23 protein-coding genes are annotated in these 12,616 nt (G+C 68.2%); all 23 read left to right on the top strand.

Annotated elements, in window-relative coordinates:
- The first annotated feature begins 8 nt into the window (after positions 1-8).
- The 23 genes from pqqB (at position 9) to rpsE (ending at position 12,615) form a co-directional block, all read left to right on the top strand.
- Positions 9-926: a pyrroloquinoline quinone biosynthesis protein PqqB gene (gene pqqB / locus ACHBTE_RS05455; RefSeq protein ID WP_394722231.1), complete on the top strand. Its 918-nt coding sequence runs from the start codon at positions 9-11 to the stop codon at positions 924-926.
- Positions 923-1,675: a pyrroloquinoline-quinone synthase PqqC gene (pqqC, locus tag ACHBTE_RS05460; RefSeq protein WP_394722233.1), complete on the top strand. Its 753-nt coding sequence runs from the start codon at positions 923-925 to the stop codon at positions 1,673-1,675. The genes pqqB and pqqC overlap by 4 nt, the downstream gene beginning before the upstream one ends.
- Positions 1,672-1,947 (top strand): pyrroloquinoline quinone biosynthesis peptide chaperone PqqD, encoded by a 276-nt coding sequence (gene pqqD, locus ACHBTE_RS05465; RefSeq protein ID WP_394722234.1) that lies wholly within the window; start codon positions 1,672-1,674, stop codon positions 1,945-1,947. The genes pqqC and pqqD overlap by 4 nt, the downstream gene beginning before the upstream one ends.
- Positions 1,944-3,086 (top strand): pyrroloquinoline quinone biosynthesis protein PqqE, encoded by a 1,143-nt coding sequence (gene pqqE / locus ACHBTE_RS05470; protein WP_394722235.1) that lies wholly within the window; start codon positions 1,944-1,946, stop codon positions 3,084-3,086. The genes pqqD and pqqE overlap by 4 nt, the downstream gene beginning before the upstream one ends.
- Before the next feature lie 404 nt (positions 3,087-3,490).
- Positions 3,491-3,799 carry a 30S ribosomal protein S10 gene (gene rpsJ, locus ACHBTE_RS05475; protein WP_003948644.1) on the top strand — a complete coding sequence of 103 codons (309 nt, stop codon included), beginning with the start codon at positions 3,491-3,493 and terminating at the stop codon, positions 3,797-3,799.
- A gap of 17 nt (positions 3,800-3,816) precedes the next feature.
- Entirely contained in the window at positions 3,817-4,461 is a 645-nt protein-coding gene (rplC, locus tag ACHBTE_RS05480) for a 50S ribosomal protein L3 (RefSeq protein WP_394722236.1), read from the top strand.
- 8 nt (positions 4,462-4,469) lie between these two features.
- Positions 4,470-5,126, top strand: a complete 657-nt coding sequence (gene rplD / locus ACHBTE_RS05485; protein ID WP_394722237.1) for a 50S ribosomal protein L4 — start codon at positions 4,470-4,472, stop codon at positions 5,124-5,126.
- Positions 5,126-5,545 carry a 50S ribosomal protein L23 gene (gene rplW, locus ACHBTE_RS05490; protein ID WP_394722238.1) on the top strand — a complete coding sequence of 140 codons (420 nt, stop codon included), beginning with the start codon at positions 5,126-5,128 and terminating at the stop codon, positions 5,543-5,545. Before rplD ends, rplW begins: the two co-directional genes overlap by 1 nt.
- A gap of 40 nt (positions 5,546-5,585) precedes the next feature.
- Positions 5,586-6,422, top strand: coding sequence for a 50S ribosomal protein L2 (gene rplB, locus ACHBTE_RS05495; protein WP_030046376.1), 837 nt, complete (start codon positions 5,586-5,588; stop codon positions 6,420-6,422).
- 12 nt (positions 6,423-6,434) lie between these two features.
- Positions 6,435-6,716 carry a 30S ribosomal protein S19 gene (gene rpsS, locus ACHBTE_RS05500; protein ID WP_019753092.1) on the top strand — a complete coding sequence of 94 codons (282 nt, stop codon included), beginning with the start codon at positions 6,435-6,437 and terminating at the stop codon, positions 6,714-6,716.
- Between the two features lie 44 nt (positions 6,717-6,760).
- On the top strand, positions 6,761-7,108 hold the full coding sequence (gene rplV / locus ACHBTE_RS05505) for a 50S ribosomal protein L22 (protein WP_053759515.1): 348 nt from the start codon (positions 6,761-6,763) through the stop codon (positions 7,106-7,108).
- A complete protein-coding gene (gene rpsC, locus ACHBTE_RS05510; RefSeq protein WP_031477835.1) occupies positions 7,108-7,929 on the top strand; it encodes a 30S ribosomal protein S3 in 822 nt (273 codons plus the stop codon). The genes rplV and rpsC overlap by 1 nt, the downstream gene beginning before the upstream one ends.
- 5 nt (positions 7,930-7,934) lie before the next feature.
- Positions 7,935-8,354, top strand: coding sequence for a 50S ribosomal protein L16 (gene rplP, locus ACHBTE_RS05515; RefSeq protein WP_009190136.1), 420 nt, complete (start codon positions 7,935-7,937; stop codon positions 8,352-8,354).
- Positions 8,354-8,578: a 50S ribosomal protein L29 gene (rpmC, locus tag ACHBTE_RS05520; RefSeq protein WP_007494763.1), complete on the top strand. Its 225-nt coding sequence runs from the start codon at positions 8,354-8,356 to the stop codon at positions 8,576-8,578. Before rplP ends, rpmC begins: the two co-directional genes overlap by 1 nt.
- Positions 8,578-8,862: a 30S ribosomal protein S17 gene (gene rpsQ, locus ACHBTE_RS05525; protein WP_018543912.1), complete on the top strand. Its 285-nt coding sequence runs from the start codon at positions 8,578-8,580 to the stop codon at positions 8,860-8,862. Before rpmC ends, rpsQ begins: the two co-directional genes overlap by 1 nt.
- A 107-nt stretch (positions 8,863-8,969) precedes the next feature.
- Positions 8,970-9,338: a 50S ribosomal protein L14 gene (gene rplN / locus ACHBTE_RS05530; RefSeq protein WP_003998823.1), complete on the top strand. Its 369-nt coding sequence runs from the start codon at positions 8,970-8,972 to the stop codon at positions 9,336-9,338.
- Between the two features lie 2 nt (positions 9,339-9,340).
- On the top strand, positions 9,341-9,664 hold the full coding sequence (gene rplX, locus ACHBTE_RS05535; protein WP_053674523.1) for a 50S ribosomal protein L24: 324 nt from the start codon (positions 9,341-9,343) through the stop codon (positions 9,662-9,664).
- Positions 9,664-10,221, top strand: coding sequence for a 50S ribosomal protein L5 (gene rplE / locus ACHBTE_RS05540; RefSeq protein WP_016434630.1), 558 nt, complete (start codon positions 9,664-9,666; stop codon positions 10,219-10,221). Before rplX ends, rplE begins: the two co-directional genes overlap by 1 nt.
- Before the next feature lie 5 nt (positions 10,222-10,226).
- Positions 10,227-10,412: a type Z 30S ribosomal protein S14 gene (locus ACHBTE_RS05545; protein ID WP_003948630.1), complete on the top strand. Its 186-nt coding sequence runs from the start codon at positions 10,227-10,229 to the stop codon at positions 10,410-10,412.
- Between the two features lie 211 nt (positions 10,413-10,623).
- Positions 10,624-11,022 (top strand): 30S ribosomal protein S8, encoded by a 399-nt coding sequence (rpsH, locus tag ACHBTE_RS05550; protein ID WP_015658459.1) that lies wholly within the window; start codon positions 10,624-10,626, stop codon positions 11,020-11,022.
- 24 nt (positions 11,023-11,046) lie between these two features.
- Entirely contained in the window at positions 11,047-11,586 is a 540-nt protein-coding gene (gene rplF / locus ACHBTE_RS05555) for a 50S ribosomal protein L6 (RefSeq protein WP_394722240.1), read from the top strand.
- A 3-nt stretch (positions 11,587-11,589) separates the two neighbouring features.
- The gene (rplR, locus tag ACHBTE_RS05560; RefSeq protein ID WP_134040835.1) at positions 11,590-11,973 is read left to right on the top strand and encodes a 50S ribosomal protein L18; all 384 of its coding nucleotides are present in this window, start codon (positions 11,590-11,592) and stop codon (positions 11,971-11,973) included.
- A gap of 36 nt (positions 11,974-12,009) precedes the next feature.
- On the top strand, positions 12,010-12,615 hold the full coding sequence (gene rpsE / locus ACHBTE_RS05565) for a 30S ribosomal protein S5 (protein WP_019753099.1): 606 nt from the start codon (positions 12,010-12,012) through the stop codon (positions 12,613-12,615).
- The last annotated feature ends 1 nt before the right edge of the window (position 12,616 follow it).

Below are 12,616 nucleotides of genomic sequence, written 5' to 3' on the forward strand. Positions count from 1 at the left end.
CGGTCGCCATGCTGCTGCTGGTACTCGGCACCGCCGCGGGCGGCGGCATCCCCCAGTGGAACTGCGCGTGCCCCGGCTGCTCCGGGGCACGCGCCCACCCGCACCGACGCCGCCGGCACGCCTCGCTCGCCGTACGGACGGGCGAGGGACGCTGGTACGTCGTCAACGCGACCCCCGACATCGGCGACCAGATCGAGGAGCGGCCCGAACTCCACCCCGGTCCCGGCCCCCGGCAGACCCCCGTCGCCGGCGTGGTCCTCACCGACGCCGAACTCGACCACACCCTGGGCATCGCCCGCCTGCGCGAGGCGGACGTCCTCCAGGTGACGGCGACGGAGCCGGTCCGCCGGGCGCTGCTGGAGCACCTGCGCCTCGGCGAGGTGCTGACGCCGTACACCGACCTGACCTGGCGGGAGCTGCCCGCGCACGGCGCAGAGCCGCTGGACGGCACCCCCGAGGGTCCGCACGGCACGCACGGTCTGCACATCAGCGGCATCCCGGTGTCCGGCAAGCGCCCGCGCTACGCCGCCGACGCCCCGGACGACGAGGCATGGGTGGTCGCCCTGCGCCTGTACGACCCCGCCTCCGGTGCCAGTGCCCTCTACGCCCCGGCGCTGGCCGCCTGGCCGGACCGCCTCCAGCAGGCCGCCGCCGAGGCCGACTGCGTCATCGTCGACGGCACCTTCTGGGACGACGAGGAGCCCCGCCGCACCGGTATCTCCTCCCGCACCGCCACCGGCATGGGCCACCTGCCCATCGAGGGGCCCGGCGGCACCGCCGACCGCCTCGCCGGGCTGACCGCGCGATGCCTCTACACCCACCTCAACAACACCAACCCCCTCGTCGACCCGGCGGCACCCCAGCACAAGCGGCTCGCCCGGCTGGGCCTCGAGGTGGCACAGGACGGCATGGTGATCGAGCTGTGACGACGACACTCGCCCCGCTCACGGAGCCCTGGAGCCCCGCGGAGTTCGAGGCACGACTGCGCGCGGTGGGGGAGGACCACTACCACCACCGGCACCCCTTCAACATCCGGATGCACAGCGGCGACCTCACCCCCGGGGAACTGCGCCGCTGGATCGTCAACCGCTTCCACTACCAGCGCCACATCCCCGTCAAGGACGCCCTGATCACCGCCAAGCTGGACACCGCCGCGCTGCGCCGGATGTGGCTGCGCCGCATCCAGGACCACGACGGGCTCCAGGAGGGCGAGGGCGGCATCGAGCGCTGGCTGCGCCTCGGCGAGGCGGCCGGCCTGAACCGCGAGACCCTGCTGCAGGGCACCGCCGTCCTGCCCGGCGTACGGCTGGCGGTCGACGGATACGTCAACTTCTGCCGGCTGCGCTCGCCCCTCGAAGCCGTCGCCGCCTCACTCACCGAGCTGTCCGCCCCGGACCTGATGCGCACCCGCATCGACGCCTTCGAACGCCACTACGCCTGGATCGACGCCGAGGGCCTCGCCTACTTCCGCGCCCGGGTCTCCCAAGGCCGGCGCGACAGCCGGGAGGCCCTCGACCTGGTGCTGGGCTGGGCCCGCGGCCGGGACGACCAGGAACGAGCCGTGGCCGCCCTGCGCTTCAAATGCGACGTCCTGTGGTCGCTGCTGGACGCCGTGGACCGGGCCGGACGCCGGGAGCCGGAAGTGGACCGGGCCGGCCGCCGGGAGCCGGAATGAGGCCGGCCCCGCCCGCGACCGGCTGGCGCCCCGCGCTGGCCCCCGCGATCGTGCGCCGGCGCGACCCGGTGCGCGAGGTGGACCTGCTGGTCCTGCCCGAACGCGTCGTCGTCCTGTCGGGCCGGGCCGAAGCCGTCGTCGCCCTGTGCGACGGCACCCGCAGCGTGCCCGGGATCATCGACGAGCTGATCATGCGCTTCCCCGGCGCCCCCGTCGCCACCGACGTCCCGCCGTTCCTGGAACGGCTGCGCAAGGAGGGCTGGCTGCGATGACCGCCGTGGAGGCGACGCCCCCCGCCGCCGCACCCCCCGCGCCCAACCGGCCCTGGGCCCTGCTGGCCGAACTCACCCATGCCTGCCCCCTGCACTGCGGCTACTGCTCCAACCCGCTGGAGCTGACCCGCCGCTCGCGCGAACTGACCACCGCGCAGTGGGCCGATGTGCTGCGCCAGGCGGCCCGGCTGGGCGTCGTCCACACGCATCTGTCGGGCGGTGAGCCGCTGCTGCGCCAGGACCTGGAAGAGATTGTCACCGCCGCCGAGAGCGCGGGCATCTACACCCAGCTGGTCACCAGCGGCGTCGGCCTGGACGAGGCCCGGCTCCGGGCGCTCGCCGCCGCGGGCCTGAGGAGTGTCCAGCTGTCCGTCCAGCACGCCGATCCGGACGCCTCCGACCGGATCGGTGGACGCCGGTCCTTCGCGGAGAAGGAACGCGCCGCCGAGCTCGTCCGGGCCGCCGGCCTGCCGCTCGGCCTCAATGTCGTCCTGCACCGCGAGAACCTGGACGCCGTCGACGCCCTGGTCGAGCTCGGCGTGAACTGGGGCGTGGACCGCATCGAGCTGGCCAACGCGCAGTTCTACGGCTGGGGGCTGCTCAACCGGGCCGCGCTGCTGCCCACGCGCGAGCAGCTCGCCGGTGCGCGGGACGCCGTCGAGCGGTGGCGGGACAGGCTGCCGACGGGTCCCGAGCTGGTCTGGGTGGTCCCCGACTACTTCGACGGGGTCGCCAAGCCGTGCATGGGCGGCTGGGGCGCGGTCTCCCTCACCGTCGCCCCGGACGGCACCGCCCTGCCCTGTCCGGCCGCGGCCGGCATGCCCGACCTGGACCCGCCGAACGTCCGGGACCATTCCCTGAGCTGGATCTGGGGCCGCTCCCAGGCGTTCACCCGCTACCGCGGCACCGACTGGATGGCCGAGCCCTGCCGCAGCTGCTCCCGCCGTGAGGAGGACTTCGGCGGCTGCCGCTGCCAGGCGTACGCGCTCACCGGGGACGCCGACCGGGCGGACCCCGCGTGCCGGCTGTCCCCGGACCACGGGCTGGTCCGGGCGCTGGTGGACGACGGTACGGACGCATCACCGCAAATCAGGCGGCGGGCACCCGGTCGGCGGGAGGGTGGCGCGGCCCGGGTTTGACCTGCGTCACCCTCGGGGTATTCTCTCCCGCTCGATTGGCCAGGCCCCTGCCCCATATGGCAGACTGTCCGAGTTGCTCGGTCGAGTGTTGATGCTGCGCGCCTCCCGCCGGGAGGACCGGAAGCGAGTCCCACAGTACTCGTCGCCCTAACTGCCGTAAGGCAGCGCTGGGGCGGACGTACGGGAATCTTCCGGGAAGTGTCAGCGCGGCACCGGCCAGGCACCCGGTGGGCCTCCTAGCTCCCGGCTTGCGGTTCCGGAAGGGCCGTGTTCCCACGCAGGGATGTTCGAACAAGGGACATCTATGTCAGCGGGAACGCGACACGCCCGACCGCGTGGGTCGGAGGAGAGGGCGCGGAACACCGGGTTCCAGAGCGTTAGAGAGACAGGACTACTGAGTAGCCATGGCGGGACAGAAGATCCGCATCCGGCTCAAGGCCTACGACCACGAGGTCATCGACTCCTCGGCGAAGAAGATCGTCGAGACGGTGACCCGCACTGGTGCGTCGGTCGCGGGCCCGGTGCCGCTGCCCACTGAGAAGAACGTGTACTGCGTCATCAAGTCGCCGCACAAGTACAAGGACTCGCGCGAGCACTTCGAGATGCGCACGCACAAGCGCCTGATCGACATCCTCGACCCGACCCCCAAGACCGTTGACTCTCTGATGCGACTCGACCTCCCGGCCGGTGTCGACATCGAGATCAAGCTCTGAGGCCGGTGATCTGAGAGATGGCTAAGCAGATCAAGGGCATCCTGGGCGAGAAGCTCGGCATGACGCAGGTGTGGGACGCGAACAACCGTGTTGTTCCGGTCACCGTCGTCAAGGCCGGCCCCAACGTCGTCACCCAGGTTCGTACCAACGACGTCGACGGCTACGAGTCCGTCCAGCTCGCCTTCGGCGAGATCGACCCGCGCAAGGTGAACAAGCCCCTCAAGGGCCACTTCGCGAAGGCCGACGTCACCCCCCGTCGTCACCTCGTCGAGATCCGCACCGCTGACGCCTCCGAGTACACGCTCGGCCAGGAAGTCACCGCCGAGGTCTTCGAGGCCGGCGTGAAGGTCGACGTCACCGGCAAGAGCAAGGGCAAGGGCTTCGCCGGTGTCATGAAGCGTCACAACTTCAAGGGCCTCGGCGCCGGACACGGCACCCAGCGCAAGCACCGCTCTCCCGGTTCCATCGGTGGCTGCGCCACCCCGGGCCGTGTGTTCAAGGGCCTCCGCATGGCGGGTCGTATGGGCAACGAGCGGGTCACCACCCAGAACCTGACCGTCCACGCCGTTGACGCGGAGAAGGGTCTGCTGCTCATCAAGGGCGCGGTTCCCGGTCCGAACGGCGGCCTCGTCCTGGTCCGCACCGCGGCCAAGGGGGCCTGAGGTAACCGATGAGCACTGTTGACATCCTTTCGCCGGCGGGCGACAAGGCCGGTTCCGTCGAGCTCCCCGCGGAGATCTTCGACGTAGAGAAGATCAGCGTTCCGCTGCTCCACCAGGTCGTCGTCGCGCAGCTGGCCGCTGCCCGTCAGGGCACGCACAAGACCAAGACCCGCGGTGAAGTCCGTGGTGGTGGCAAGAAGCCTTACCGCCAGAAGGGCACCGGTCGCGCCCGTCAGGGTTCGACCCGCGCGCCGCAGTTCGCCGGTGGTGGCGTCGTGCACGGTCCCGTGCCGCGTGACTACTCGCAGCGGACCCCGAAGAAGATGAAGGCCGCGGCCCTGCGCCACGCCCTCACCGACCGGGCCCGCAACAACCGCATCCACGTCGTCTCCGGCGTGATCGAGGGCGACAACCCGTCCACGAAGGCCGCCAAGAGCCTGTTCGGCAAGATCTCGGAGCGCAAGAACCTGCTCCTGGTCGTCGAGCGCGCCGACGAGGCCGCGTGGCTGTCCGCCCGCAACCTGCCCCAGGTCCACATCCTGGAGCCGGGCCAGCTGAACACGTACGACGTTCTCGTCTCGGACGACGTGGTCTTCACCCAGGCCGCGTTCGAGTCCTTCGTGTCGGGCCCGAAGGCCACTGACACCGAAGGGAGCGAGGCCTGATGGCTATCCGTCACCCCGCCATTGCCTCCAAGGCCGCGAAGAAGGCCAAGGCCGCTCGCGTCGCCAAGGCGCGTCGCCACGCCGCCGAGGGCAAGAACACCGTCGTCACTCCGGCGAGCAAGGCTTTCACGGACCTCCGTGACATCCTGATCAAGCCGGTCGTGTCCGAGAAGAGCTACGCGCTTCTCGACGAGAACAAGTACACGTTCATCGTCGCGCCGAGCTCCAACAAGACCCAGATCAAGCAGGCCGTCGAGGCGGTCTTCGAGGTCAAGGTCACCGGGGTCAACACGATCAACCGCCAGGGCAAGCGCAAGCGGACCCGCACGGGCTTCGGCCAGCGTGCCGGCACCAAGCGCGCGATCGTGACCCTCGCCGAGGGCGACCGTATCGACATCTTCGGCGGTCCGACCGCCTGAGGGCGGTCCGGATCGTCCGATATCGGACGAGGACTGAGAAATGGGAATCCGCAAGTACAAGCCGACTACGCCGGGCCGTCGTGGCTCCAGCGTCGCCGACTTCGTCGAGGTCACGCGGTCCACGCCGGAGAAGTCGTTGGTCCGCCCCCTGCACAGCAAGGGTGGCCGTAACAACTCCGGTCGTGTGACCGTCCGCCACCAGGGTGGTGGCCACAAGCGCGCCTACCGTGTGATCGACTTCCGTCGTCACGACAAGGACGGCGTGCCGGCGAAGGTCGCGCACATCGAGTACGACCCCAACCGCACCGCGCGCATCGCGCTGCTGCACTACGCCGACGGCGAGAAGCGCTACATCCTCGCCCCGCGCAACCTGCAGCAGGGTGACCGCGTGGAGAACGGTCCCGGGGCCGACATCAAGCCGGGCAACAACCTGGCGCTGCGCAACATCCCGGTCGGTACCACGATCCACGCGATCGAGCTCCGTCCCGGTGGCGGCGCCAAGTTCGCCCGCTCCGCCGGTGCCTCCGTGCAGCTGCTCGCGAAGGAGGGCCAGATGGCCCACCTGCGCATGCCCTCCGGTGAGATCCGCCTGGTCGACGTGCGCTGCCGCGCCACCGTCGGCGAGGTCGGCAACGCCGAGCAGAGCAACATCAACTGGGGTAAGGCCGGCCGTAAGCGCTGGCTGGGCGTTCGCCCGACCGTTCGCGGTGTGGCGATGAACCCGGTTGACCACCCGCACGGTGGTGGTGAGGGCAAGACCTCCGGTGGTCGCCACCCGGTCTCCCCGTGGGGTCAGAAGGAGGGTCGTACTCGTTCGCCCAAGAAGGCGTCGAACAAGTACATCGTCCGCCGCCGCAAGACGAACAAGAAGCGCTAGGAGCGGGTTTAGATGCCGCGCAGTCTCAAGAAGGGGCCCTTCGTCGACGACCACCTGATCAAGAAGGTGGAAGCCCAGAACGAAGCCGGCACCAAGAACGTCATCAAGACCTGGTCCCGTCGCTCCATGATCGTGCCGGCCATGCTCGGCCACACGCTCGCGGTGCACAACGGCAAGACCCACATCCCGGTGTTCGTCACCGAGTCGATGGTCGGCCACAAGCTCGGCGAGTTCTCGCCGACGCGCACCTTCCGGGGCCACGTCAAGGACGACCGGAAGTCGAAGCGCCGCTAGTAGCGGATCGCATTCAGACACGTAAGTAACTGAGAGGGACAACCATGGAAGCCAGGGCCCAGGCGCGGTACATCCGCGTTACGCCCATGAAGGCCCGCCGCGTGGTGGACCTTATCCGTGGCATGGATGCCACGGAGGCTCAGGCTGTTCTGCGATTCGCTCCGCAGGCAGCCTCCGTGCCCGTCGGCAAGGTGCTCGACAGCGCCATCGCCAACGCCGCGCACAACTACGACCACCCGGACGCCTCCTCGCTGTTCATCAGCGAGGCGTACGTTGACGAGGGTCCGACCCTGAAGCGGTTCCGTCCGCGTGCCCAGGGCCGTGCCTACCGGATCCGCAAGCGGACCAGCCACATCACCGTGGTCGTCAGCAGCAAGGAAGGAACCCGGTAATGGGCCAGAAGGTTAACCCGCATGGGTTCCGGCTCGGTGTCACCACGGACTTCAAGTCCCGGTGGTACGCCGACAAGCTGTACAAGGACTACGTCAAGGAAGACGTCGCCATCCGTCGGATGATGACGTCCGGCATGGAGCGCGCCGGTATCTCGAAGGTTGAGATCGAGCGCACCCGTGACCGCGTGCGGGTGGACATCCACACGGCGCGTCCGGGCATCGTCATCGGCCGCCGTGGCGCCGAGGCCGACCGCATCCGCGGTGACCTCGAGAAGCTCACGGGCAAGCAGGTCCAGCTGAACATCCTCGAGGTCAAGAACCCCGAGACCGACGCTCAGCTGGTTGCCCAGGCCGTTGCCGAGCAGCTCTCCTCCCGCGTCTCCTTCCGCCGCGCCATGCGTAAGAGCATGCAGTCGGCGATGAAGGCCGGCGCCAAGGGCATCAAGATCCAGTGCGGTGGCCGCCTCGGTGGCGCCGAGATGTCCCGCTCGGAGTTCTACCGCGAGGGCCGCGTGCCCCTGCACACGCTCCGTGCGAACGTGGACTACGGCTTCTTCGAGGCCAAGACGACCTTCGGCCGCATCGGTGTGAAGGTCTGGATCTACAAGGGCGACGTCAAGAACATCGCCGAGGTCCGCGCCGAGAACGCTGCGGCCCGTGCGGGTAACCGCCCGGCCCGTGGTGGTGCCGACCGCCCGGCCCGTGGTGGCCGTGGTGGCGAGCGGCGCGGTCGCAAGCCGCAGCAGGCTGCCGGTTCCGAGGCCCCCAAGGCCGAGGCTCCCGCGTCCGCTCCGGCTGAGAGCACCGGAACGGAGGCCTGACCGACATGCTGATCCCCCGTAGGGTCAAGCACCGCAAGCAGCACCACCCGAAGCGCAACGGTATGTCCAAGGGTGGAACGCAGGTTGCGTTCGGCGAGTACGGCATCCAGGCGCTCACCCCGGCGTATGTGACGAACCGCCAGATCGAGGCCGCTCGTATCGCCATGACGCGTCACATCAAGCGTGGTGGCAAGGTCTGGATCAACATCTACCCGGACCGTCCCCTCACCAAGAAGCCTGCCGAGACCCGCATGGGTTCCGGTAAGGGTTCTCCGGAGTGGTGGATCGCCAACGTCAAGCCCGGACGCGTGATGTTCGAGCTGTCGTACCCCAACGAGAAGATCGCCCGTGAGGCTCTGACTCGCGCCGCCCACAAGCTGCCGATGAAGTGCCGGATCGTCAAGCGCGAGGCAGGTGAAGCGTGATGTCGGCCGGTACCAAGGCGTCCGAGCTGCGCGAGCTGGGCAACGAGGAGCTTCTGGCGAAGCTCCGCGAGGCCAAGGAAGAGCTGTTCAACCTCCGCTTCCAGGCGGCGACCGGTCAGCTCGAGAACCACGGCCGTCTCAAGGCGGTCCGCAAGGACATCGCGCGGATCTACACCCTGATGCGCGAGCGTGAGCTGGGCATCGAAACGGTGGAGAACGCCTGATGAGCGAGAAGAACGTGACTGAGAACGCAGAGGCGCGCGGTTTCCGCAAGACCCGTGAGGGTCTCGTCGTCAGCGACAAGATGGACAAGACCGTCGTCGTCGCCGTCGAGGACCGTGTGAAGCACGCGCTGTACGGCAAGGTCATCCGCCGTACCAACAAGCTCAAGGCGCACGACGAGCAGAACGCCGCGGGTGTCGGCGACCGCGTCCTCCTCATGGAGACCCGGCCGCTGTCCGCGACGAAGCGCTGGCGCGTCGTCGAGATCCTCGAGAAGGCCAAGTAATTTCCTGCGGGGGTAATCCCGCAGGTCAGTTCCGCCAGGCTCGGCAGGGGTCCACCTCGTAACGGGGCGGCCCCTGCCGGGAACCGGCAGACAATCAGGAGATAGACGTGATCCAGCAGGAGTCGCGACTGCGGGTCGCCGACAACACTGGTGCGAAGGAGATCCTTTGCATCCGTGTGCTCGGTGGCTCCGGTCGCCGCTACGCGGGCATCGGTGACGTCATCGTCGCCACCGTCAAGGACGCGATCCCCGGTGGCAACGTGAAGAAGGGTGACGTCGTCAAGGCGGTCATCGTTCGCACCGTCAAGGAGCGCCGCCGTCCGGACGGCTCGTACATCCGCTTCGACGAGAACGCCGCCGTCATTCTGAAGAACGACGGCGACCCTCGCGGCACCCGTATCTTCGGCCCCGTCGGCCGTGAGCTGCGCGAGAAGAAGTTCATGAAGATCATCTCGCTCGCGCCGGAGGTGCTGTAAGCATGAAGATCAAGAAGGGCGACCTGGTCCAGGTCATCACCGGCAAGGACAAGGGCAAGCAGGGCAAGGTCATTGCCGCTTACCCGCGCGACGAGCGTGTCCTGGTCGAGGGTGTCAACCGGGTCAAGAAGCACACCAAGGCCGGTCCGACCGCTCGCGGTTCGCAGGCCGGCGGCATCGTCACGACCGAGGCGCCGATCCACGTCTCCAACGTCCAGCTGGTCGTTGAGAAGGACGGCAACAAGGTCGTCACGCGTGTCGGCTACCGCTTCGACGACGAAGGCAACAAGATCCGCGTTGCCAAGCGGACGGGTGAGGACATCTGATGGCTACCACCACCACTCCGCGTCTGAAGCAGAAGTACCGCGAGGAGATCGCGGGCAAGCTGCGTGACGAGTTCAAGTACGAGAACGTCATGCAGATCCCCGGTCTCGTCAAGATCGTGGTCAACATGGGTGTCGGCGACGCCGCCCGTGACTCGAAGCTGATCGAGGGCGCGATCCGCGACCTGACCACCATCACCGGTCAGAAGCCGGCCGTCACCAAGGCCCGCAAGTCCATCGCGCAGTTCAAGCTGCGTGAGGGCCAGCCGATCGGTGCCCACGTCACGCTTCGTGGCGACCGCATGTGGGAGTTCCTGGACCGCACCCTGTCGCTCGCGCTGCCGCGCATCCGCGACTTCCGTGGTCTGTCCCCCAAGCAGTTCGACGGCCGTGGCAACTACACCTTCGGTCTCACGGAGCAGGTCATGTTCCACGAGATCGACCAGGACAAGATCGACCGCGTCCGGGGTATGGACATCACCGTGGTCACCACGGCGACCAACGACGCTGAGGGCCGCGCGCTCCTTCGTCACCTCGGCTTCCCCTTCAAGGAGGCGTGAGCGAGATGGCGAAGAAGGCTCTGATCGCTAAGGCTGCTCGCAAGCCCAAGTTCGGTGTGCGTGGCTACACCCGCTGCCAGCGCTGCGGCCGCCCGCACTCCGTGTACCGCAAGTTCGGCCTGTGCCGCGTGTGCCTTCGTGAGATGGCTCACCGTGGCGAGCTGCCGGGCGTGACCAAGAGCTCCTGGTAATCCCCTCTTTCAGGGATTCCGGAAGCTCTCGGTAAGCATCTGGGTGGACAGGGCCCATCCCCGCATGGCTTAGGCTTGTGGGGTTGGGCGCCTGTCACGCCCGTACGACTTACTACGCCGTAGGTCCACCGCGCCGCACCCGTCCCGTCTCGGATCGGGGAGAGGGATGGCGCATCAGGAAACCCCGGCGAGAGAGGCCGAAGGCCAATTCATGACCATGACTGATCCGATCGCAGACATGCTTACGCGTCTGCGGAACGCGAACTCGGCGTACCACGACACCGTGGCGATGCCGCACTCGAAGATCAAGTCGCACATCGCGGAGATCCTCCAGCAGGAGGGCTTCATCACGGGCTGGAAGGTCGAGGACGCCGAGGTCGGCAAGAACCTCGTCCTGGAGCTGAAGTTCGGCCCCAACCGTGAGCGCTCCATCGCGGGCATCAAGCGGATCTCCAAGCCCGGTCTGCGGGTTTACGCGAAGTCCACCAACCTGCCCAAGGTTCTCGGTGGCCTCGGCGTGGCGATCATCTCCACGTCGCACGGTCTCCTGACCGACAAGCAGGCCGGCAAGAAGGGCGTAGGCGGAGAAGTTCTCGCCTACGTCTGGTAACGGAAGGGAACGGAGGAAACAGCTATGTCGCGTATTGGCAAGCTCCCCATCACGGTTCCCGCCGGCGTGGACGTCACCATCGACGGCCAGACGGTCACGGTGAAGGGTTCCAAGGGCACCCTGACCCACACCGTCGCGGCTCCGATCGAGATCGCTAAGGACGAGGACGGCGTTCTGAACGTCACCCGTCCGAACGACGAGCGTCAGAACAAGGCCCTGCACGGCCTGTCCCGCACGCTGGTGGCGAACATGATCACCGGCGTGACCCAGGGTTACGTGAAGAAGCTCGAAATCAGCGGTGTCGGTTACCGCGTTGTCGCCAAGGGCTCGAACCTGGAGTTCTCCCTCGGTTACAGCCACCCGATCCTGGTCGAGGCGCCCGAGGGCATCACCTTCAAGGTGGAGGCCCCCACGCGCTTCTCGGTCGAGGGCATCGACAAGCAGAAGGTCGGCGAGGTTGCGGCCAACATCCGCAAGCTGCGCAAGCCCGACCCGTACAAGGCCAAGGGCGTCAAGTACGAGGGCGAAGTCATCCGCCGCAAGGTCGGAAAGGCGGGTAAGTAAGCCATGGCATACGGGCAGAAGATCCTCAAGGGCGACGCCTACAAGCGCGCCGCGATCAAGCGCCGTCACATCCGGATCCGCAAGCGGATCAACGGTACGGCGGAGCGCCCCCGTCTGGTCGTGACCCGCTCCAACCGCCACATCGTGGCGCAGGTGATCGACGACCTGAAGGGCCACACCCTGGCGTCGGCGTCCACCCTGGACGCCTCCGTCCGCGGTGGCGAGGGCGACAAGTCCGCGCAGGCCAAGCAGGTCGGCGCCCTGGTCGCCGAGCGTGCCAAGGCCGCCGGTGTCGAGGCCGTCGTGTTCGACCGTGGTGGCAACCAGTACGCCGGGCGCATCGCCGCCCTGGCGGACGCCGCCCGCGAAGCCGGGCTCAAGTTCTGAGCCGCTTGTAGCTAGCGGAAAGAGAGAGGTAATCCAATGGCTGGACCCCAGCGCCGCGGAAGCGGTGCCGGTGGCGGCGAGCGGCGGGACCGGAAGGGCCGTGACGGCGGCGCTGCTGCCGCCGAGAAGACCGCGTACGTTGAGCGCGTCGTCGCGATCAACCGCGTCGCCAAGGTTGTGAAGGGTGGTCGTCGCTTCAGCTTCACCGCGCTGGTCGTGGTGGGCGACGGTGACGGCACCGTGGGTGTCGGTTACGGCAAGGCCAAGGAGGTGCCGGCCGCCATCGCCAAGGGCGTTGAGGAGGCCAAGAAGCACTTCTTCAAGGTCCCCCGTATCCAGGGCACCATCCCGCACCCCATCCAGGGTGAGAAGGCTGCCGGCGTCGTGCTGCTCAAGCCCGCGTCCCCGGGTACCGGTGTTATCGCCGGTGGTCCGGTGCGTGCCGTGCTCGAGTGCGCCGGTATTCACGACGTGCTGTCGAAGTCGCTCGGCTCCGACAACGCCATCAACATCGTGCACGCGACCGTGGAGGCCCTGAAGGGTCTGCAGCGTCCCGAGGAGATCGCGGCCCGCCGTGGTCTGCCCCTCGAGGACGTCGCCCCCGCGGCTCTTCTCCGTGCGCGTGCCGGGGCGGGTGCGTAGG

The sequence above is a fragment of the Streptomyces sp. M41 genome, from assembly GCF_043673425.1.
Taxonomy (GTDB): Bacteria; Actinomycetota; Actinomycetes; order Streptomycetales; family Streptomycetaceae; genus Streptomyces.

Coding starts and splice junctions, on each gene's coding strand:
- rplP (WP_009190136.1), top strand. CDS start 7,935: ATGCTGATCCCCCGTAGGGTCAAGCACCGCAAGCAGCACCACCCGAAG.
- pqqE (WP_394722235.1), top strand. CDS start 1,944: ATGACCGCCGTGGAGGCGACGCCCCCCGCCGCCGCACCCCCCGCGCCC.
- rpsS (WP_019753092.1), top strand. CDS start 6,435: ATGCCGCGCAGTCTCAAGAAGGGGCCCTTCGTCGACGACCACCTGATC.
- rpmC (WP_007494763.1), top strand. CDS start 8,354: ATGTCGGCCGGTACCAAGGCGTCCGAGCTGCGCGAGCTGGGCAACGAG.
- rplW (WP_394722238.1), top strand. CDS start 5,126: ATGGCTATCCGTCACCCCGCCATTGCCTCCAAGGCCGCGAAGAAGGCC.
- rplF (WP_394722240.1), top strand. CDS start 11,047: ATGTCGCGTATTGGCAAGCTCCCCATCACGGTTCCCGCCGGCGTGGAC.
- rplE (WP_016434630.1), top strand. CDS start 9,664: ATGGCTACCACCACCACTCCGCGTCTGAAGCAGAAGTACCGCGAGGAG.
- rplC (WP_394722236.1), top strand. CDS start 3,817: ATGGCTAAGCAGATCAAGGGCATCCTGGGCGAGAAGCTCGGCATGACG.
- rplD (WP_394722237.1), top strand. CDS start 4,470: ATGAGCACTGTTGACATCCTTTCGCCGGCGGGCGACAAGGCCGGTTCC.
- rpsE (WP_019753099.1), top strand. CDS start 12,010: ATGGCTGGACCCCAGCGCCGCGGAAGCGGTGCCGGTGGCGGCGAGCGG.
- rplX (WP_053674523.1), top strand. CDS start 9,341: ATGAAGATCAAGAAGGGCGACCTGGTCCAGGTCATCACCGGCAAGGAC.
- pqqB (WP_394722231.1), top strand. CDS start 9: ATGCTGCTGCTGGTACTCGGCACCGCCGCGGGCGGCGGCATCCCCCAG.
- rpsQ (WP_018543912.1), top strand. CDS start 8,578: ATGAGCGAGAAGAACGTGACTGAGAACGCAGAGGCGCGCGGTTTCCGC.
- rplB (WP_030046376.1), top strand. CDS start 5,586: ATGGGAATCCGCAAGTACAAGCCGACTACGCCGGGCCGTCGTGGCTCC.
- pqqD (WP_394722234.1), top strand. CDS start 1,672: ATGAGGCCGGCCCCGCCCGCGACCGGCTGGCGCCCCGCGCTGGCCCCC.
- rpsC (WP_031477835.1), top strand. CDS start 7,108: ATGGGCCAGAAGGTTAACCCGCATGGGTTCCGGCTCGGTGTCACCACG.
- rplV (WP_053759515.1), top strand. CDS start 6,761: ATGGAAGCCAGGGCCCAGGCGCGGTACATCCGCGTTACGCCCATGAAG.
- ACHBTE_RS05545 (WP_003948630.1), top strand. CDS start 10,227: ATGGCGAAGAAGGCTCTGATCGCTAAGGCTGCTCGCAAGCCCAAGTTC.
- rplR (WP_134040835.1), top strand. CDS start 11,590: ATGGCATACGGGCAGAAGATCCTCAAGGGCGACGCCTACAAGCGCGCC.
- rpsJ (WP_003948644.1), top strand. CDS start 3,491: ATGGCGGGACAGAAGATCCGCATCCGGCTCAAGGCCTACGACCACGAG.
- rpsH (WP_015658459.1), top strand. CDS start 10,624: ATGACCATGACTGATCCGATCGCAGACATGCTTACGCGTCTGCGGAAC.